The organism is Paenibacillus sp. ClWae2A (assembly GCF_032452295.1).
Classification (GTDB): Bacteria; Bacillota; Bacilli; order Paenibacillales; family Paenibacillaceae; genus Paenibacillus.
This window is the reverse complement of sequence record NZ_JAULSQ010000017.1, coordinates 52,919-73,770: the sequence shown is the minus strand read 5'-3', so window position 1 is coordinate 73,770 and position 20,852 is coordinate 52,919. Positions and strand designations below refer to the sequence as shown.

At 47.7% G+C, this 20,852-nt stretch carries 18 protein-coding genes and 1 other annotated feature; of the genes, 8 read left to right on the top strand and 10 right to left on the bottom strand.

Annotated elements, in window-relative coordinates:
- The first annotated feature begins 51 nt into the window (after positions 1–51).
- The gene (locus QVE09_RS28870) at positions 52–1,179 is read left to right on the top strand and encodes a GerAB/ArcD/ProY family transporter (RefSeq protein WP_315939605.1); all 1,128 of its coding nucleotides are present in this window, start codon (positions 52–54) and stop codon (positions 1,177–1,179) included.
- Between the two features lie 88 nt (positions 1,180–1,267).
- Here the strand turns inward: QVE09_RS28870 and bcp are convergent, their stop codons facing one another.
- The 4 genes from bcp to QVE09_RS28850 are packed head-to-tail and all read right to left on the bottom strand — an operon-like array spanning position 1,268 to position 4,410.
- On the bottom strand, positions 1,268–1,732 hold the full coding sequence (gene bcp / locus QVE09_RS28865; protein ID WP_315939604.1) for a thioredoxin-dependent thiol peroxidase: 465 nt from the start codon (positions 1,730–1,732) through the stop codon (positions 1,268–1,270).
- Positions 1,733–1,777: 45 nt separating this feature from the next.
- Positions 1,778–2,563, bottom strand: a complete 786-nt coding sequence (locus QVE09_RS28860) for an ABC transporter permease (protein ID WP_076333833.1) — start codon at positions 2,561–2,563, stop codon at positions 1,778–1,780.
- A gap of 4 nt (positions 2,564–2,567) precedes the next feature.
- Entirely contained in the window at positions 2,568–3,362 is a 795-nt protein-coding gene (locus QVE09_RS28855; protein ID WP_315939603.1) for an ABC transporter permease, read from the bottom strand.
- 1 nt (position 3,363) lies between these two features.
- Positions 3,364–4,410, bottom strand: coding sequence for an ABC transporter ATP-binding protein (locus QVE09_RS28850; protein ID WP_315939602.1), 1,047 nt, complete (start codon positions 4,408–4,410; stop codon positions 3,364–3,366).
- 212 nt (positions 4,411–4,622) lie between these two features.
- On the opposite strand from QVE09_RS28850, the gene QVE09_RS28845 reads away from it, so the two are divergent.
- Both QVE09_RS28845 and QVE09_RS28840 read left to right on the top strand, forming a co-directional pair.
- The gene (locus tag QVE09_RS28845) at positions 4,623–5,666 is read left to right on the top strand and encodes an LCP family protein (protein ID WP_091018703.1); all 1,044 of its coding nucleotides are present in this window, start codon (positions 4,623–4,625) and stop codon (positions 5,664–5,666) included.
- 130 nt (positions 5,667–5,796) lie between these two features.
- On the top strand, positions 5,797–7,116 hold the full coding sequence (locus QVE09_RS28840; protein WP_315939601.1) for a glutamate-1-semialdehyde 2,1-aminomutase: 1,320 nt from the start codon (positions 5,797–5,799) through the stop codon (positions 7,114–7,116).
- Positions 7,117–7,325: 209 nt separating this feature from the next.
- Here QVE09_RS28840 and QVE09_RS28835 read toward each other — a convergent pair whose 3' ends face one another.
- On the bottom strand, positions 7,326–8,720 hold the full coding sequence (locus tag QVE09_RS28835) for an aminotransferase-like domain-containing protein (protein WP_315939600.1): 1,395 nt from the start codon (positions 8,718–8,720) through the stop codon (positions 7,326–7,328).
- 159 nt (positions 8,721–8,879) lie between these two features.
- Between QVE09_RS28835 and QVE09_RS28830 the strand changes: the two genes are divergently transcribed.
- The 5 genes from QVE09_RS28830 (at position 8,880) to QVE09_RS28810 (ending at position 15,267) form a co-directional block, all read left to right on the top strand.
- Positions 8,880–9,815 carry a DMT family transporter gene (locus QVE09_RS28830; protein WP_315939599.1) on the top strand — a complete coding sequence of 312 codons (936 nt, stop codon included), beginning with the start codon at positions 8,880–8,882 and terminating at the stop codon, positions 9,813–9,815.
- A 27-nt stretch (positions 9,816–9,842) separates the two neighbouring features.
- Positions 9,843–10,155: a binding site (T-box leader), on the top strand.
- Positions 10,156–10,494: 339 nt separating this feature from the next.
- The gene (trpS, locus tag QVE09_RS28825; RefSeq protein ID WP_315939598.1) at positions 10,495–11,487 is read left to right on the top strand and encodes a tryptophan--tRNA ligase; all 993 of its coding nucleotides are present in this window, start codon (positions 10,495–10,497) and stop codon (positions 11,485–11,487) included.
- A 69-nt stretch (positions 11,488–11,556) separates the two neighbouring features.
- The gene (locus QVE09_RS28820) at positions 11,557–12,663 is read left to right on the top strand and encodes a GerAB/ArcD/ProY family transporter (RefSeq protein ID WP_315939597.1); all 1,107 of its coding nucleotides are present in this window, start codon (positions 11,557–11,559) and stop codon (positions 12,661–12,663) included.
- Positions 12,644–14,113 carry a spore germination protein gene (locus tag QVE09_RS28815; RefSeq protein ID WP_315939596.1) on the top strand — a complete coding sequence of 490 codons (1,470 nt, stop codon included), beginning with the start codon at positions 12,644–12,646 and terminating at the stop codon, positions 14,111–14,113. Before QVE09_RS28820 ends, QVE09_RS28815 begins: the two co-directional genes overlap by 20 nt.
- Positions 14,110–15,267, top strand: coding sequence for a Ger(x)C family spore germination protein (locus tag QVE09_RS28810; protein ID WP_315939595.1), 1,158 nt, complete (start codon positions 14,110–14,112; stop codon positions 15,265–15,267). Before QVE09_RS28815 ends, QVE09_RS28810 begins: the two co-directional genes overlap by 4 nt.
- A gap of 81 nt (positions 15,268–15,348) precedes the next feature.
- On the opposite strand, the gene QVE09_RS28805 is transcribed toward QVE09_RS28810, so the two are convergent.
- The 5 genes from QVE09_RS28805 to QVE09_RS28785 form a co-directional block, all read right to left on the bottom strand.
- On the bottom strand, positions 15,349–15,765 hold the full coding sequence (locus tag QVE09_RS28805) for a sensory rhodopsin transducer (RefSeq protein WP_315939594.1): 417 nt from the start codon (positions 15,763–15,765) through the stop codon (positions 15,349–15,351).
- A gap of 403 nt (positions 15,766–16,168) precedes the next feature.
- Positions 16,169–17,377: a rhamnogalacturonan acetylesterase gene (locus QVE09_RS28800; RefSeq protein WP_397387119.1), complete on the bottom strand. Its 1,209-nt coding sequence runs from the start codon at positions 17,375–17,377 to the stop codon at positions 16,169–16,171.
- A gap of 105 nt (positions 17,378–17,482) precedes the next feature.
- Positions 17,483–18,322 (bottom strand): carbohydrate ABC transporter permease, encoded by an 840-nt coding sequence (locus QVE09_RS28795; RefSeq protein ID WP_315939592.1) that lies wholly within the window; start codon positions 18,320–18,322, stop codon positions 17,483–17,485.
- A 2-nt stretch (positions 18,323–18,324) separates the two neighbouring features.
- Positions 18,325–19,227, bottom strand: a complete 903-nt coding sequence (locus tag QVE09_RS28790) for a carbohydrate ABC transporter permease (protein ID WP_315939591.1) — start codon at positions 19,225–19,227, stop codon at positions 18,325–18,327.
- Between the two features lie 139 nt (positions 19,228–19,366).
- The gene (locus QVE09_RS28785; protein WP_315939590.1) at positions 19,367–20,650 is read right to left on the bottom strand and encodes an ABC transporter substrate-binding protein; all 1,284 of its coding nucleotides are present in this window, start codon (positions 20,648–20,650) and stop codon (positions 19,367–19,369) included.
- Positions 20,651–20,852 lie beyond the last annotated feature (202 nt).

The window sequence follows — 20,852 nt, the reverse complement described above, 5'->3', positions numbered from 1 at the left end:
TGGAAAAATGGAGTTCATCCATGCTGAATATAGAGAAGGAGAACGGTGTCTATGTTAATTAAGGAGAAAATCACCATTAGGCAATTTGCAGTCCTTACCTTTCTCGTCATGATCGGGGACATGATTCTACTCTACCCCTCCGTGGTTACCGCTTCGGGTCAACAGGATGCATGGATCTGTTCTCTTATCGGTCAACCGATCGGCTTACTCATCATGTGGGTGCTATACAAACTTCATCAGACACATCCTGATCTTTCCCTTATTGAAATCTGCCAAAAAATACTTGGCCGGTGGGCAGGGTCTGTTTTGTCAGCAGCATATCTATTTTATTTCGCCATAGGCGCTGTCATATGTATCCGTGAAGTCGGTGACTTTATGACCACACAGATCTACCTCCAGACCCCCATCCGAGTCATTCTGATTATCCTTATGTGCGCTCTGGTCTGGGGTCTTATGCATGGCTTGCAAACAATAGGAGGAAGCAGTGAAATGCTAACCCCCATCGTTGTTGCATTTATGATTCTGTTATTTCTGGGGCTGATGCCCCAAGTAAACAGTTCACATCTACAACCTTACCTGAATACCCCTTGGCTTCATCTGATGCAGTCTATCATTAGAGGAGCATTCACTTCCTTTGGTGAACTAATCGTTATCACCATGGTTCTTCCTTATGTGATGTCCGGGCCTCACATCAAACGGGACATGTTACTCGCTACTTTATGTGGAGGGCTGCTGCTAACCACACTGTTAGTCATTTCACTGATGATTTTCGGACCCTTTCTGACCCAGCATGACATCTATATCTCCTATACCCTGTCCCAGAAAATTAATATCGGTAACTTTTTCGAGCGAATTGAGGCGTTCATGGCGACTGCTTGGTTAATTGCTACCTATTTCAAAAGCCTGCTGTATATGTTCTCCTTTGTCGTTGGAACAGCTCAACTATTTCGGTTAAAGACGTACAAGCCTCTCATCCTGCCATCAGCGATGTTATTATTCGCTTTAGCTGTACTGATTTCTCCCAATGTCATTTTCTACACCAATACGATCATGCCCGCTTGGGTGGATTGGGATATCACGGTAAGCTTTCTTATTCCGCTATTCCTTCTGCTCGTGCATCGGCTTCGTTCTGGCAAGAGCAAGAACAATTCAACCAATCCAAAACGATTGCCCACCTAAAAAGGCTGTGTTCACGGTAAATCCCGCGAAACACAGCCTTTGGTGATAAAACGGATAAGATGTATTCATTCATACATGTCCCCGGTCATTACAATGTCTTCAAAGCCTCAAGCGCAGCCTCGATATGTCCTTTAACCCGAACTTTGGACCAGTCCTTGATCAATTTCCCCTCTTCATCAATCAGAAAAGTGGAGCGAACCATACCCATGTACTCCTTGCCGTACATTTTCTTCAGCTGCCACACCCCGTATTGCTCGGCTACGACGTGCTCTTCATCCGATAACAAGGTGAACGGCAGTCCATATTTGGCAATAAACTTGTCATGTTGTTTCATCGGATCGGTGCTGATTCCGAGAATGACCGTGTTCAGCCCTTCAAATTCAGCATGTCGATCCCGGAAATCACAAGCCTGTTGTGTACAGGACGAGGTCATATCCTTGGGGTAAAAATAAAGCAGCACCCGCTGTCCGCGGTAATCCGACAGCTTCACCGGTTCCCCCGTACTGGACGGAAGCTCAAAATCCGGTGCCAATTCGCCTACATTTAACGTCATGTCAGTTCCTCCCTAATCTCCCCTATGAATTGTTATAGGGCGTTATTATGAACCTGCTCCGCGATACCGCTTCACACCATAATTCCACAGTAGCAAGCCCATGGAGCCAAACACCAATCCCATCACAGGTGTAAGCAGCGCCATGCGATGCATCTCGGACCTTTCCAGGAACAAGGCTGCAGGATAGATGCCCACAAAGGCAAACGGAATGATCCAGGTTAGCAGCACCTGAATGGCACGGTTATAGATCGTTACCGGGTAACGCCCATACCCTTGGATGTTATACATCAATGGCAGAATACCTGTTGGCGCGTCCGAATAAAAGGATAGTGAAGTCAGGGTGGTATAAATGCCGGCATAAATCATGACTGAGCTGAGTGCCAAAATAATCAATGCAGGGATATGCCACCATTCCAGCATTAATCCCATCTCTGCTCCGCTGAAGATCATGATGATCAGGCCGATAAACGAGCCCACGAGTGCAGGCGGGTCCACATTTTCAAGCAAGATCTGGAACAGGTTATGTGCAGGGCGTGTCAGTATCCGATCCATCTCGCCTTTGACGATGTACCGCTCGCTGAATCCCCACAGATTGATAAAACAACTGAAGATGCCATAGGGCACCATAAAATATCCATAAACAAAGAGGACTTCACTCTCACTCCAGCCGCCCAGGTTATCCGTATGACGGAAGACCACAAAGATAAAGATCAGGTTGGTTGCCTGGAACAGCAGATCCGATAGGATCTCCACCCAGAAATCAGCACGGTACGTGAGTCGTGTTTTCATGTAATTCTTCAAATATTCCCAGATCAGACCCATATAGTACATTCTGTTATCCCCCTTGCACGAACAGACGCTTGCGCGCCTTACGCCAGATCAATACCATCGGAAGCAGCAGTACGGCAAACCAGAACACCTGAATACCGAGTACATTCCAGATGGCGGTACCTTCCACTCTTCCAGTGAACACGGAACCGGGCAGATACGTAATGGCCTGAAAAGGCAATACCTTCATCACCGCGGACATCCAGCCTGGATACAGGCTGATCGGGATGATTAGACCGGAGAACAAATCCACCACGACGCGTTTCATACGCATCATGCCTTCATTGTTTTCCACAAAGAATGCCGCCAGTCCCGTTATCACATTAATCTGGGAATTAATGAGGAAACTGAAGAACAGCATGACGAGAAAGCCAATCCACGCCGATGGCACCGTAGGCAATTCAACCGGGAACAGCAGAATGGCGATGAGCATCCCCGGAATCATGAGGAGCAGGAAGCGGAAAATGCCTTCACCAAGCCCTTGCATCATTTTGACCATAACGTAATTGATCGGCCTGATGAATTGAATCGCAATGGAGCCATCCCGTATGTCTGCGGCAATCTCCCGGTCCAGGTTGTTAAAGTAAAAGGCACGTGCCATCCAGGATACAGCGATGTAAGTGGTCATCTGCGCTGCCGTGAAGCCGCCGAGTTCACCACTGCTGCCATAAATGGCTTGCCAGGTAAAGTAATACACGCCGATATTCAGCGTATATATCAAAATGCCGGAGTAATAATTCACCCGGTATGCCAGCATCGTTAGAAAACGGATGCGCATAAAATCAATAAATGCACTATTCATCTCAGGATACACCCACCGCTTCTTTCCCTGCTCCCACAATCTCGGGGCGCTCGGCGGAACCGGATTGATAAATACTGCGCACAATCTCATCCGTGTTGATCTCGATAATCTGAATATCGGTAATATCGGCTTGTCCAACGACACGTCCGAGTACATCCGAAACATTCAATTCCAGCGGAATCCATACGGAAGCGGATAATTCATTCTCTACCGTCCAACGCACAGGCAAAGCAGCAGTCCATTCCTGCATCTGACTGATGTTGTGAGCTGAACCAAACTTGAAGCGGATCTCGCGCTCTTTACCCCACTGGTACTTGAGATGATCCAGACCTCCATCATAGATGATGTTGCCTGCATCAAGCATGATGACCCGGGAACACAGTGCCTCAATGTCCTGCAAATCGTGGGTTGTGAGCAGAATGGTCGTTCCATGCTCCTTGTTCATGTCTTTCAGGAAATCCCGAATTTCCGACTTCACCACAATATCCAAACCAATGGTTGGTTCGTCCAGGAAAACAATACTCGGGTTATGCAACAAGGCTGCCACTAACTCGCAGCGCATGCGCTGCCCAAGACTCAGCTTCCGCACCGGACGGCTTAGCAGGTCCTGAAGCTGTAATCGCTCAACCAGTTCATCCAGCCGTTTACGGAAATCGACCTCTCCTACACGATATACTTTGCGCAATAAATGGAAGGATTCGATAACGCCAATATCCCACCACAATTGACTGCGCTGACCAAAAACAACACCAATATTCTGTACAAACTTCTCCCGTTCCTGATACGGAACATAGCCACCGACCGATATTTGACCTGAAGTAGGCACCAAAATGCCGGTTAACATCTTGATTGTAGTTGATTTACCGGCACCGTTCTCCCCGATATATCCGCATATTTCGCCCTGCGGAATCTGAAATGAAATATCATTTACAGCCAATACCTCTTGATATTGACGTGCAAACAGGTCCTGGAACGCGCCCTTCAGCCCACCTCGGCTTTTCTGGACGCTAAACGACTTGCGCAAATCTTTGACATCAATCGCCAGCATGATTATACCTCACTTGGATTTTGTTGAAATTGCTTGTAGCCCAAAAAGAAATTATAATGGTATCAGTCAAAATTCAGCAAGCTTTAAAATAGTCTGGAGCCGCGTCCTGCCCTTATGTTGGGAAAAGACGTGTACGGAAAGCTCCGACTAGATCTTACTTGAATACTCGAACTCGTTTTTTTATTTCATCTCAAATACAAAGGAGAGCTAGCATGACCAGAAAGACGAAGAGAACCATATGGATTTCTCTTGCCGCCTTCGTGTTGATTATTGGAGGAGCAGCGGCATATTATTTCGGTTCTATTCTCAATCAGTTGGACGGTTTGGCAAAAGACGGTGACGAATCACCATTCGCAGGTATCGAGAATGTGGAGAAAGTAAATACTCCTGACCCACCCAAATGGGAAGGTACAGAAACGGTAAATATTCTCGTTATGGGTGTCGATGCGCGCGGATTGAAAAAAGGTGAAGTTCCCCGCTCCGACAGCATGATGGTTGTATCGCTCGACCCACTTACCAAAAAAATAAATCTGTTCTCCATTCTGCGCGACACTTACGTCAATATTGACGGATATGGCAAGGAACGGATCAATACTGCCATCACCCATGGTCCTAATGCAGCGATGCAAGCTGCCGGCGACCTGCTCGGCATTCCTGTACAGTATTATGTGTATACGGATTTCCAGGGATTCATCAAATTGGTGGATGCCGTTGGCGGTGTTGATTTTGATGTGGAGAAAGACATGCACTATACAAGTAAAGCAGACAATAACGAATACGATATTGATCTCAAAAAAGGGTATCAGCATCTGGATGGCGAGACAGCACTCATGTACGTTCGTTTCCGTCATGATGCAATGTCGGATTTCGCTCGTTCCGAGCGTCAGCGTGAATTGCTGAAAGCTGTAACAGCGAAAATGCAGTCAACAACTACCATTGCCAAGCTGCCTTCCATTCTGGAACAGGTTAATCCTTATGTGGATACGAATCTGACACTCTCCGATATGTGGAAGCTGGGTGGCCTCGGTTACCAGAGCAGCATGAATGGCAGTGAGCAGATCCCGCCAATGAACCTGTTGAAAGAAGAACGTACAGCAGGCGGTGCACAAGTATTGACGGTTACGAATGAAGAGAAACTGAAGCAGCATATTCAGGATATTATTCACCCACCTGCCACAACGGATGATAGTACGACCAGCACCGAAGATAAAACAGCCAGTGGTGACGATCAAAAGTCAGAACAACCGGCTCAGTAATGTACACATGCAGAGGGCAGCCATAACGCTGCCCTCTCGTTGTGCCCGGCTATATTATTATGAGAAAATCATCATATCTTTCTGTGGTTTGTACCTTTATCATATTTGAATTACGAAAGGAAGTTATCTTATGAAACCATCACGTTCCCGTTCCGAACTTCTATATGCAGAAGCACTTGAACATATTGTAGGAGGTGTTAACAGCCCTTCACGCTCGTTCAAAGCCGTTGGTGGCGGTGCACCTGTATTTATGAAAAAAGCCCAGGGTGCTCACTTCTGGGATGTCGATGACAACCGTTATATTGATTATCTGGCCGCTTACGGTCCGATTGTTACAGGACATGCCCACCCGCATATTACGCAGGCCATTACGGAAGCAGCAGCAAATGGAGTACTGTACGGTACCCCGACAGAGCTTGAGATCAAGCTTGCCAAAATGCTGAAGGAAGCCATTCCTTCCATGGATAAAGTTCGTTTTGTAAACTCCGGTACGGAGGCGGTCATGACTACGATTCGGGTCGCTCGTGCCTACACCAAACGTAACAAGATTGTAAAATTCGCCGGATGTTACCATGGTCACTCCGATCTGGTGCTTGTAGCTGCCGGTTCAGGCCCGTCCACGCTCGGAATTCCTGACAGTGCGGGAGTTCCAGCCAGTATTGCACAAGAAGTCATTACTGTGCCCTACAATGATCTGGAAGCCCTGAAGGATGCTTTGGAGCGCTGGGGTGATGATGTTGCCGCGGTCATGGTTGAACCAATCGTGGGTAACTTCGGTATGGTTATGCCGGAACCTGGCTTCCTGGAAGGTCTCTGTGCCATGACACGCGCCAACGGCTCACTGGTGGTCTATGACGAGGTTATTACGGCTTTCCGTTTTCATTACGGTTCTACACAAACATATGCCGGACTTGATAACCATGCGGAGATTGAACCGGATCTGACGGCTCTTGGTAAAATTATTGGTGGTGGCCTTCCAATCGGTGCTTACGGCGGACGTAAACATGTTATGGAGCAGGTTGCTCCACTCGGCCCTGCTTATCAGGCGGGAACGATGGCTGGTAACCCTGCATCCATCTCGGCTGGTATCGCATGTCTAGAGGTCCTGCAAGGCGCGGGTGTATATGAAGAGATGGAACGCCTTGCTATCGACCTGACGGCAGGTCTGCAAGCTTCTGCTGACCGTCATGGGATTGCTCTGACGATCAACCGGATTCGCGGTGCATTCTCCACCCATTTCTGTGATCATCCGGTGACGAACTACGATCATGCCCAAGACACAGACGGAGAACGTTTTGCTTCCTTCTTCCGTCATATGCTGGACCGTGGCATTAACCTCGCTCCATCCAAATATGAGGCTTGGTTCCTGACCACGGCTCATACAGACGAGGATGTTCAAGCTACATTGGAAGCCGCAGAAGCTTCCTTCAAGGCGATGGCTCAGGAATAAATAGAATTATTTCCATCTGCAATATAACGTACAAGCAGTATGGTCGATGGATAACACTCACGTTAAAAGGCGTCCAACAAGTGATCAACTTGTGTGGACGCCTTTTGTTATATACGAAAGTGGTGAGTGGTCACATACGGCTAGATAAATGCTATGTGCAACAACTTCATGCGTTTTATTGTAATGGCCTTGCTGTTATAGCTTTGTCTTTATCTCTGACTGATCTGAAGTTTCAAAATTTCCTCCCGGATCACCTGCATCCCTTCTTCGATTCGCTGCTTCGGCACATTGGAGATGTTCAATCGCAGCATCTGATCCTCATGCGCCTGGTATGTGCCTTCCGGATAATACCGTTCTGTCGTATCAACGATGACACCACACTTTTGAAGCCGGGACACCAGAACACGAAGCGGCATGTCACCCGCCAAAGGCAACACTGTATGCTCCCCTCCTGTTCGAGGAGCGTCCTTATACGGAGCCAATTCTGGATATGTGTCCAGTTGCTCATGCACCGTGTGCATCCGGGCAGCATAGCGGTTACGAATCACTTTCCTGTGATGAGCAAACATTCCGCTGTGAACATAGATCTCCAGAGCAGCTTGAGACAGGACGGAAGTGTCGATATCGAGCATTTTTTTGTATGCACCAAACGATTCAATTAGTGGTGAGGGCAGAACAGCTACACCAATGCGCAGACCTGGAAACAAAATTTTGGAGTAACTCTTCAGATAAATGACCCTGCCTTCGGTATCATAGGACCATAGCGGGTCCTGTTTCGTATTGTCCTCCAGATCAGCCAGATAATCGTCCTCTACCAGATAGACATCGTACCTCTGAGCAAGCCGGATCAATCTCTTCTTCTCCGCAACAGTTAACGATGTGCCAATTGGATTGTGAAAGCGGGGCATGACATAGAAAAACTTGATATCTCCCTCAGCGAACTGACGTTCAAGCGATGCCCATTCCAGCCCATCTAGGTCACGTCTCACACCGGCAATCGGCACATTTAATCCACTCAGTAGCGAGGGCATATTGTGATAGGTCGGTAGTTCGAGTAGTACTTTTCTCTTTCCATTGGGAAAAGGCATCAATGCAAGCACAGCCAGTGCCTGTTGCACACCTGACGTGATAAAGAACTGCTCGGTTCTCGCAAACACCTGATAATCCGCAAACTGCTTCTGCAACAGCAGAATAAGCGAAGGTAATCCCTGATCCGTGCCATACATAAATAACTCTGCCTGTTTCTTCTCCATCGCCTGATCCACACAGTGACGAAAGTCTGCATAAGGGAAGACCCTTGGATCGGGAGCAGCTGAAGCAAAATCCAACGCTCCCTGCCAGTCCATGTCCTGAGCACCTGTCCCGTTCTGTACGGCATAATAGCCGGATTGAGGTATGGCATACACCAAATGCCGCTGCTCTAGCCACTCATATGCACGAATAGCTGTACTTACACTGCATTGATACTGTTCAGCTACAACTCGAACTGCTGGAAGTCGGATGCCCTTATCTGCCCACTGGCGACGATCCTGCTGCTGCATCTGTTCCTGAATCCATTGCTTTAATGCTTCCGCAATCACTTCGTATTTTCTCAATGCACCCATCCCTCTCCAATAACTGTACCGATACAGTTCAACCTTTTATCTATTGTAGCACGATGCACCTGGCAGTATATTGAATAAGGCCAGCACGTGCCTCGAACCTGACATATTTCAGGATAATGAAAGATAAAACGCTATGACTACTGTATTGGAGGAGCATTCATGAACACAACACACACTCGGGGATACGCTTATATCGCAGCTGTATTGTACGCAGCTATTATCGGTCTATCTTTTTTATTTGTTAAAATGACCGTCACTGTTGCACATCCAATTGATGTGCTTGCCCACCGATTCGCGCTGTCGCTGATCGTTGTCAGCATTCCTGTAATTTTTGGGTGGATCAAAATCCGACTGAGCCTTCGTGATCTGTGGCGAATCATTCCACTAGGGCTGTTATCTCCCGTCTTATTTTTTGCCTTTCAAGCCTTTGGACTTGTCTCTTCCAACTCATCGGAAGCCGGTATTATTCAGGCTATGGCCCCTGTATTCACTCTCGTTCTCGCTTCAGTCTTCCTGAAAGAACGCACATCCACGATACAGAAACTGTTCCTGCTTCTGTCTGTCGCTGGAGTGGTCTTTATTTTCATCATGCAAGGAAGCGGCATGTCTATAGGTAACCTGAAAGGCATTGCATTATTGCTACTATCCACAGTCTGTTTTGCAGGGTATGGTGTGCTTGCAAGACCATTAACCCAGAAGTACAAACCAATGGAATTAACCTGGGTCACGCTGATGGTTGGGTGTATTGTATTTAACTCCGCTTCCCTGATCCGACATGCTTCCAGCGGTTCCATGATGGACTACATCAAGCCGCTTGGAGATACATCCTATCTGGGTGCGCTCGCTTATCTGGCGATCCTCTCCACCATGATCTCCACCCTGCTCGCGAGCTATGCCCTTACTCATCTGGAGGCTTCGCAAATGAGTGTATTCAGCAATCTGTCCACGCTTATCTCCATCGTAGGGGGCGCATGGATTCTGCATGAACCTGTTAGTGGCTATCATTTTATCGGAGCATTACTGATCATCGCCGGTGTCCTTGGTACCAATATGAGCGGTCGCAAACACAGGCTGGTCAGTGGAATCAAAGCGTGATATAATTCTGGAAATTGTAAACATTTGTTATCCACGATGATGAAGAGAAGTACGTATGTCAGGACGCTACAGAGAGCCGGCGGGTGGTGGAAGTCGGTGCATCGGATATGTGGAAATGGGCTTCGGAGTTCCGAGTTGAACAAAGTCTGTATCCCTTCCTAGGAATACAACTTTCAGTAGGCGAGGCGGCATGTCCAGCCGTTATCCATGGACAGGATATCGATAGGCATGGAAGCTCATAAACGGGCTCCTGGTAGATGCCTCATCCGTATCCCTCAAGTGGGCCGCAACAGAGCGGCCAATGAAGGTGGCACCGCGAGGCACAAGCTTCGTCCTTTATTCTGTTCCGTATCGGGGAATGGAATAAAGGACGAGGCTTTTTTTTATTAAATACCTATATATGTTAACTAAACATTTACACGAGAACGCAGAGGGCAGAAATAACCTGAAGAAGCGGAGCGGTCGCCTTTATCACCAGATTTTTACCTTTGTAAATTTGAATCAAAAAAATCGGGGGATAACAGCGATCGGAAGGTTGTTCTGTCATCGGAGTGGCAAGTGTAAATAGCCTTTAGTTCAACTTATAAAGATGCAGGCTGAAAGGAGGTGATGGTCGTGGAAGACGGCTGGTGGCGACAGCTCAACGTTGAAAAATTACAAAACCAAAGGAGAATAAACCATGAACAAAAACAAGGATATTATTTTGACAGGAGATCGGACTACCGGACAACTTCATCTCGGCCATTACGTAGGCAGCCTGCGCAGTCGGGTGCAATTGCAGGAAGAGTACAAAACCTATATTTTACTGGCAGATGTTCAGGCACTCACCACCCACTATGATCAACCTGGTCTGATTGCAGATAGTGTTCATCAAGTCACGCTTGATTACCTCGCCGTAGGCATTGATCCGAACAAAGCTACCCTGTTCATTCAATCCATGATTCCAGAAATTGCTGAATTGACTGTGATCTTCTCGATGTTTGTTACCGTCAATACGCTCCGGCATAATCCGACCATCAAGAGCGAAGCACGTGATCGTGGATATACCGACCTGTACTACGGATTTCTCGGTTATCCGGTCAGTCAGGCTGCTGATATTGCATTCTGTAAAGCTACCCTTGTTCCAGCAGGAGAAGATCAGATTCCTCACATTGAGACAGCACGAAAATTGGTTCGCCGGTTCAACGAGTTATACGCTCCCATCCTCCCCGAACCTCGCATTTTGACCGGAGAGCGGCTTGGAGGGCTGGATGGCGTTGGTAAGATGAGCAAAAGCATGGGCAATGCGATCTCATTAAATGCAAGTCCTGAGGATGTAAAAGCCAAATTGATCAAGGCCAAGACTGATCCTGCCCGCATCCATCGTTCCGATCCAGGACATCCGGATATCTGCCCTGTTTTTGCCTATCATCAGCTTTTCCGCAAGGAGAACGCAGACGAAATACATGCCAGTTGCAGTCAAGGCCGGATTGGATGCAAAGATTGTAAACAGATCGCAGGTGAAGCCATCAATGATCTGCTTGCTCCTTTTCGCGAACGACGTAATTATTATGAACAGCGTGATGATCAGGTGAAAGAGATTCTTATCGAGGGTACCCGTGAGGCCAGGAAAGCGGCCCGGGAAACGATGTTAGAGATAAGAGAAGCCATGGGTATTCGTTATTTCGACTGACGGTATGAAGCGCTCCAATCACGTTAACACTGCTGAGGACAGTCTATTGGGAAAAGGAGACCCCTCAGCATGAAACGAACACAGCCTTCTTTTTTGCAAGCTATGATGTTGATCATGTTGTCCGTTGGCTTGATCAGCCATGTTCTGATTATTCCTGCCCTTTTGGCTGCGGCCAAAAGGGATTCTTGGATTTCCGTCCTGCTATCAGCCGGACCATTTCTCGTATTTGCGCTAATGCTCGCTTATGTCTCTCGTTTCCTCCAGCATCAAACTCTGCATGAATGGTTAACATCCCGTCTCGGCAAGCCCATTGGCATGTTATTTCGAGTCGGGAACAGTCTCTTTTTTCTGAGCGCAATCTATTTCACCCTGCACGATACCACGACTTGGGCCAAAACAAATTACCTGACAGAAACGCCAATTCTGGTAACCAGTATTGCCCTCATGTCTCTCTGTGCCTATGGGGCATATAAAGGCATCCGCTCACTGGCATTTACGGCAGGATTGATCCTTCCACTGGTGGTACTGCTGGGCTTCTATGTTGCAATTGTGAACACTCAATACAAGGATTACAGCCGTCTCCTGCCTGTGTTAGAACACGGCTGGCATCCGGTGCTAAATGGCATGATTTACAGTCTTGCAGGCATGTTCGAACTGCTGTTCATCTGGTATATCCAGCCTCATCTCACCAAACGTATACGTGTCTGGCAGTATCTGATGCTCGCACTCATTCTTGTGGGACTGACTGTTGGCCCACTCATTGGGGCGATTGTGGAATTTGATCCTTTTGAGGCTGCCAAAATGAGATATCCCGCCTTTGAAGAATGGCGTATTGCCTCCTTGGGCAAATACATCGCCCAAACTGACTTTTTTTCCATCTACCAGTGGCTCGCAGGGTCGTTCACCCGGATTAGTCTCGCCATGTATATTGTAATAGAAATATGGAATATTAAGAGCTCTACCAGAAGGCTTATCAGTTGTATCTCGTTAGGTGTCTTCTTTATTCTTACCATGTTGTATCCTCTGGATGATATGACCTTCGAAAAACTTCTGGTCGAATACATATTTCCGTTCAATCTCTTGTATCTGAGCGGACTTGCGATTATCGCGACGACGGTTGCCTTTATCCATTCACGCCATCAGAGGAGGAAACATCATGGAGCATCAAGCGATTGACACCACGTCCCATGAAACACTGCTTGCCTCTTTGAAAGAGCAGTTCAATCCATGTGCAGATGTTGTTATTCAGACCTTTCCTGTCAAAGACGAATCCGATCAGCCCGTCATTCTGCTCTATTGCGAAGGACTGGTAGACGGCAAACAAATCAATCAATTTATTATTCCTCGTCTGGAACAACACTCCCTGATCATTGAGGAATCACATCCCAAAGAACTGGGATTAACCTTAAATCCGATTGAGGATATCACAAATTCCAAGAAACTTAATCTGTTGATTTTTAGCGGACAACTACTGATCATTTTTGGTAATGGCGTGCAGTCCTGCAGTCTGGATATCGCCGATATCCCGGGACGCAGTCCAGAAGAATCAGCTATTGAGACATCAGTCAAAGGCCCGCGCGATGGATTCACCGAAGAACTCACTACCAACGTGGCCCTTATTCGCAAACGAATGAAAACATCCTCGATGTGTTATGAGAAATATGTCAAAGGTGGTCGTACCCAAACTGCCATTGGCCTTCTATATGTAAAAGATATTATCAATCCAGACATCCTGAAAGAAGCTAGGCACAATCTGGATCAGATTGAGATTGACGGCATTCTGGGTACCTCAATCATGGAGCGATCTGTCATGGGAGGGATTCGGAGTATTTTTCCACTCACAGATAATACCGAACGTCCTGATTTTGTCGTCGATTCCCTATTAAATGGACGTTTTGCCGTTCTCATTGAAGGTTCTCCTGTGGCGGTCATCGCACCAACTACACTTTTCAATCAGTTGAAGTCCCCGGAAGACAAAAGCACACCTTTTTTCATCGTTACCTTCGAACGGATTTTGCGTATTTCCGGTCTGCTGATTGCCTGTTTCTTCCCAGCCTTTTACATCGGCCTGACCAGTTTCAATGTGGAACAGATCCCGCTACCTCTCTTGGCTACAATTGCTGGTACTCGAATGGGCCTGCCCATGCCGGTGACGTTGGAAGCGTTCCTGATGATTTTTATGTTCGAGCTATTTAACGAAGCCGGTCGCAGGTTACCACGTGCGTTAGGGCAGACGGTCAGCGTGGTCGGTGGACTTATCATCGGGGATGCAGCCATTCGTGCCGGGATTACGTCGCCCACCATCATAGTCACGGTAGCGATCTCAGTCATCTCCAGTTACATTCTCGTGAATACCGTGCTCAGCGGGGCTACTGCACACATTCGGATCGGGATGCTACTCATCTCTTCTTTTCTTGGATTATTTGGATTTATGATTGGACTGTTCGCTCTGTTGGTTCACCTCGTATCCTTGGAGTGTTATGGCGTGTCCTATCTGTCACCCGTATCTCCCTACATTCCCGGAGACTTCACTCAGGCCGTATCCATGCCACCTTCCATGAAAAAAAACAAGCGTCCAGAAGCACTCCACACCCAAGATTCCACTCGCCGGAGAAAACGGTCATGATCAGATGGACGTCCATGAGTGGCCTACTTGTGGGGTGCTTGATCCTGCTAACGGGATGCTGGGATTCCAAAGAGGTGCAAAGTATTAACTTCATCACGGCCATTGGAATAGACTATGTGGACAACCAATATATTGCGTATGCCCAGTTGATTGACTTCTCCAGTATTGCAAAACAGGAAACGCCAACTTCTCGGGAAACAAGGGATATCTGGATTGGACGGGGCGAGGGTACTACACTCAGCATGGCTATTAATGATCTGTACGAAACGTCACAGCAGCAAACGCTCTGGACTCATGTTAAAGCCATTGTTTTATCGAAAAATGCTCTGGAAGGGAAGCTGGAGGATATATTTAACACGTTGCTGCATTCAGGTCAACTGAGATATACACCCTGGATCTACGCGACAGAGCAGAACATTCCGGAAGTGCTCTCCCCTTCTGCGCTGCTGAACCAATCCGCCCAGACGATTGAGTTATTCGAGCCCATGAGGCTATACAAACAGCATTCCGGTTATGAACCTATCCGGCTCCATCAGCTTCTCGATGGATTACGGGAACCGGCTTCCGTCATTCTTTTACCCTCGGTTTCAACGAGAAATGAAACCTGGTTCAACGGCGATAAAACTCCCCCCCTTGTTAGAATGGATGGATTTTATGTCATTTCCAAAGGCAAAAGTCAGGGTAGAGTTGCAGGAGCAGACACAGATGGTACAAGATACGTAAATTATAAGCGCGTTCATCAATATCCATTGTACGTGTATGGGAATGGTGGGAAGACTCCTGATCTAACCCTGATGCTTCGTCATCCCAAGACGAGTATCAAGGCGAGGAAACAAGGAGACGGCGTCATATTCGATCTGGTTACCTCGGTCAAAAGTTCCATCACCGAAGACCATGGAGCCTCACGCACGCCTCATGCCATGGAACAAGAAGCTGAAAAACAGATTGAATCCCAAATTCGCGATACGTTTGAAAAAAACAAGTCACGCAAGATCGATTCGTATGGCCTGGTGGAATATCTCTATCGCCACAATTTACCCTTATGGGAACAGGAAGTCGCCCAACGGGCTGATCCCCTCGAGCGTTTCAAGCTTGGCAAAGTGGAGGTCCATGTGGATATCCTTAATGCGAGCACATATAAATACAGTAAATAAAAGAAGACCTGTGACCTGCATTAGTTGCAAGGTTACCGGTCTTCTTTTGTAGGTTGCTGCATATGATGCCAAGTAGTAAGTTTATCCCACTGGATAAGCCATCACACTCATCAGAGCCAATTCTGGCTGGGTCGTGTCCAAACGGCTGTACTGGATAATGACTGGAATATTGCTTGAAACAGTAATTGCATATGGTACGCCTGACGGGATAGACTGCTCTCCAGATTGGAGCGATGCAGTACGAATATGTTTTGTTCTTCTTGCTGGCACCTCCGCTATAATATCTTCGAGTGGATCTCTGTCTTCAAAATAGATTGTGATGCTCAGCTCCGCATCCGTTATACTTGTGTTTAATACACAGATGCTCTCATGACTCTCCAGTGTGCCGCTGCTCTCCGGCGGGATGTAGCCATCAGGGATAACCCAGTAGGTATGCCCTGTGGCTGTCGGATCGTTCTTATGGGCTGATGTGCCTTGTTTGGTCGGGTCCAATGTCATTGAGTATCTCCTCCAATAATTAAGTTAAAATCGCGGGGTGGCTCGCGGGGCAGTCGCTTCGGCGGACGGATCGGGCTACGGGCCACTGTTGGCTCGGGATTTCCCCCTCAGCAGGGGAAATCCCGCTCCAAAGGCGGACGCTCCGCTCCCTCTACCCGATTCCGCCCTTCTTCGCTGCTACGCTCGCCGGACTGATTTGAAAAGATTATTGCCTTCGCTATTCGCTGGGCAACTTTTGCTGGCTCGTTACTTCGTTTAACTCGCTACAGCTTTTAAACCCCGAATAACTCGCGGGGCAGACGCTTCGGCGGACTGATTTAGAAATTATTTCCTTCGCTATTCGCTGGGCAACTTTGCTGGCTCGTTACTTTGTTTAACTCGCTTAATAATTCAAGACATGAACCTATCGCAGATACATCTGCAACGGTTGCAATTGCAGCTCGCGGATGGCTTCTGCCACCTGCTGGGCAAGGCGGCGGGCACCGCGTTCCTGAAAATGCGTGTTATCCTCCACACCTGAGGGGAAGTTCACGTACTCGCCTGGCAGCACCCACATAAAGTCGTCCTTGCTACCTTCCACGCCTGCCTGCTCAAACAGAAGACGGCTGCGCTCAGCCAGATCGATCAGTGGAACATCTTCCTCTTCCGCCAGCTCACGCACGGCGATGATATAATCGCCGTGGGTATCGGTCAATGTGCCATCATCCGCAAAGTAGCGACGATGCACCGGGGTTATGAGCACTGGACGAGCCTTGGCTTCGCGTGCAGCATCGATATACTTTTTCAAATATTCCTTATATGTTGTGAATGGGTCCGTCCCACGTTCAGGGTCCGGCTTCTCATCGTTATGTCCAAATTGAATAAACAGAAAATCCTCCGGCTTGATTCGCTCCATAATGGCGCTGAGTCTGCCTTCATTAATAAAACTGCGGGAACTTCGGCCTGACTGGGCGTGGTTATCCACTGCCACATCATGTTTGAACTGTGCTGGCAATAGCTGGCCCCAACCACAATACGGATATCCACTTTCCGGCTGATCTGTTACGGTTGAATCCCCGGCAAGAAATACGGTCATCGTCTGATTCGCAAGGGTAATCTCTAACGCATTGATTCTTGGCGCGGGACCAGAAAATGACAGACGAAGTCTGCCGCTGCGAACAACCACCGAGAATCGCACCTCTGCACATTGTCCGGGAAGTGTGCGAATGGTTGGCAGTACAAGCCTGCCCTCACCAGCTTTCACGCGGGTCACTGTCTCAGCCAATTCATCACCTGCAACAAGTAAAACTTGGTAGGTTCCGTCGGGAACATCCACGATGAACGATGCTTTGAGCGGAATACAGAAGCCCGAACGCAATCGGGCAGACATGGTTGTCTGCCCAGGTTTGTTATGATGTTGTTTCATGGAATTCGGCACATCCTCATCTCCGATGCGATGTTTCTCATACACCAGAGAACCTGCTTCGAATCCGTATCCTCCACGTTCCTCATATGCGGTTGTTGCAGTTACTTTCAGATAATCCCCTGTCTCACCTGCTCTTCCCGAGTCCGGTCCAAAGTTAAACTTCCAGCTGGTCACGGACACTGCATGGCCCTCTGCCGCTGCCTCCATGGCAACGGCCTGACTACCCTGAGCTTTATTCAAAAGCGATAACCTCCTTGGTTAACTTTCGTAAACGTTCATTCGGGCGAAGATACGAAGATACAGTAATCTGGCTTATCCTTTCAATCCGCTGGTGCTCATCCCTTGAACAATTTGTTTTTGGAAGATGAAGAACACAGCTACAACCGGAACCAGACTGACGATGGACATGGCGAACATTGCGCCCCAGTTGGAGGCAGATTCGCTATCCAGGAACATTTTCAGCGCCATCGATACGGTATATTTCTCAGGCGAGTTCAGGTACAATACCGGACCGAGCAGATCTTCCCATCTCCAGTAGAAGGAGAAAATCGCTGCTGTTGCCAGAGAAGACTTGATGAGCGGCATAATAATCTGGATATACAATCTGAATTTGTTACATCCATCGATGGTTGCAGCCTCATCCAGTTCCTTCGGAATCGTTCGAATGAACTGTACCATCAGGAAGATGAAGAACGGCATTCCGAAGAATGTAGGGACAACGATTGGAAGAATCGTATTTAGCCAACCCAGCTTCGTGAAGATAATGTATTGAGGAACCAATACCACGTCATGCGGCAGCATCAGCGTCAACATCATAATGGAGAACCAGAAGCTACGTCCCTTGAAGTTAAGTCTGGCAAAACCAAAAGCGATCAGTGATGACGATATCACAGCACCGATGGTAGATATCACTACGATTACAAGTGAGTTGGTGATGTAATCCATGAACGGTCTTCCCGCTGTGCCTTTCCAACCATCCACATAGTTACTCCAAATCCACTCGGTAGGAAACAGAGTGTCCGCAGTGACAAAGATCGTGCGGCTTTCCTTGAAGGAACTGAAGAGCATCCAAAGTACGGGATACAACATCAGGAGGGCAAGCGCTGCAACGAACAGGTGATAAATGGGCCATTTTACATTTCTCCAAACCATCGTTACTTCCCTCCTTCAGATTCGTAGAACACCCAGTACTTGGATGTCAGGAACACGGCTATCGTGAGCATACCGATCATGATCAGCATGATCCAGGCCATCGCCGAAGCATAACCCATGTTGTTAAACATAAATGCCTGACGGAACAGATACAGAGAGTACAGCATGGTACCATCCATTGGACCGCCTTCTCCTTTGGAGATAATGTAGGCTGGTACAAACGTCATGAATGCACCAATTGTTTGCATAATCATATTAAATAGAACGATCGGGCTAAGGAGCGGCAAGGTAATGCTGAAAAATTTCCGAACAGGATTCGCACCATCTACACCTGCTGCCTCGTACATCTCAGTGGGGATATTCTTGAGACCAGCCAGGAAGATCAGCATAGACGAACCGAATTGCCACACAGACAGTGAGATAAGCATAACGAGAGACGCATTCGGGTCACCAAACCAGCTGATTGGCCCGATCCCAATTGCCGTTAGTGCACTGTTGATAACACCCTCATTACTAAAGAGGTTACGCCACATAATGGATACGGCTACACTACCACCGATAATGGATGGCAGGTAGTACAGCGTCCGGTACGTTCCGATCATACGAGAGCCAGTGTTCAGGACCATCGCTACGAAGAGGGCAAAGATCAATCTTAACGGTACCCCAATGAATACATACAGAAACGTCACTTTGACCGAGTTCCAATATTTCGGGTCATCAAAAAACATTTTGGTGTAGTTATCAAGCCCAATCCACCGCGGAGAAGTGAACAAGTTATAACTCGTGAACGACATATATAAGGACACAAACATGGGGATGAGTGTGAAGCCCAGGAATCCAATAATAAACGGGCTTATGAACGCATATCCAGTTAAGTTTCTACGTAACGACGAATACTGCCTCAATGGAACGAACCTCCTTCATGGATCAGCTTGCTCCCTCATCCTTGCTTCGTTCATCTGGACGGGGAAAGGCCCTCGCATTCGCGAGTAGCCCCATTCCCGACCATCCCTGAAGTGGGACGAGCAAGCCATCATTCAACTGTTATTTATTGTTCGCAAGTACAGATTCGGCGTTCTTGCGGAATGTTTCTGCTGCCTGTTCAGGTGTAATTTTGCCAAAGTTCAACTCTTCAACCACATCTGCCAGAGCAGAGATTACTTCAGGTGAACCAACCGGTGGCGGAGAACTCATTGGTGAAGCTTTTGGCTCCATGGCTGCTACGAATTCAAAGACTTGTTTGGTTGCGTCACTCAGCTCAGGTGCGATAGCTTCTTTGATTGCTCCTGAGATTGGCACACCGCGCTCACCTTTGATCAGTTTGTTGGCTTCCACGTCATTCACCCAGAAATCAATGAATTTAGCCGCTTCTTCCTTCACTTTGGAGTTGGACGTTACACCCCAATACATACTTGGTTGCATATATAGTCCTTTTTCCATATCCGGTCCTGGCATTGGAGCGATTTCGAGCGGACGGTTCGCTACTTGTTGCAAGGCTACGAACTGGTTAGACCATTGCCATACGCCGATTCCTTTTTCCTTCACGAGATCTGATTCCTCAATAATGCCCTTGGTTTGATTGGCTACATCCGGTGTAGGTGCTGCGCCCTGTTCAATCATGCGGCGCATAAGTCCGAAGAACTCAACAAACAATTGGTCATCATCATATCCAAGACCTGTACCTTCCGCATTGTATAGCGAAAGTCCTTTGGTACGCAGGAAGTAGTGGAAGAAAATATCAGGAGCTACTCCTCCATCTAGATACAGTCCTTTTTCTGCGGTTTGTTTACCCAATGCTTCATACGATTCCCAAGTCATATTCTCAGGGAGTGTATCCACGCCTGCCTTTTTAAGCAACGCCGGATCATACTGGAATCCCAGAACGTTAACACCGGCAGGTACACCATATTGTTTACCGTTAATTACACCTGTGCTAATAACATTCTCGGACACATCGTCCACTTTGATCTGGTTGCCCAGATAAGGCGCTAGATCCTCAAGCTGACCATTCTGTGCATATTGGCTGATGTAGGAAATATCCATCTGAACGATGTCAGGCAACTGATTTGCCGCTGCTTGTGGTGCGAGCTTTTTCCAGTAGTCATCAAATGAAGCATATTCCACATCGATTTTGACATTCGGGTTTTTCGATTTGTACAGGTCGATGACCTTCTGTGTATATTCATGCCGTGCATCCGAGCCCCACCAAGCGATCCGCAGGGTAACCGATCCATCCGAAGACCCCTGTTCGCTACCTCCACCTGAACTACACGCCGCTGTAAAAACGAGCAATGCAGCCATCATCAGGAATATTGCCTTTTTCACCATGCCAATCTCCCCTTTTATGTTGATATGGTTGTGTGAACGAGTTATCCTTTCATTTCTGATAACGCTTTCACAAACTTGTTAATGTCATTTTCGCAAATGTACGACCAGAGTTGAATACACAAAACCGTCTTGTTGGTTCAAAAAACAGAGGAGGACAACAGTCCCCCTCTTGGCGCTGTTCGTCCTCCCCAGACATGAAACA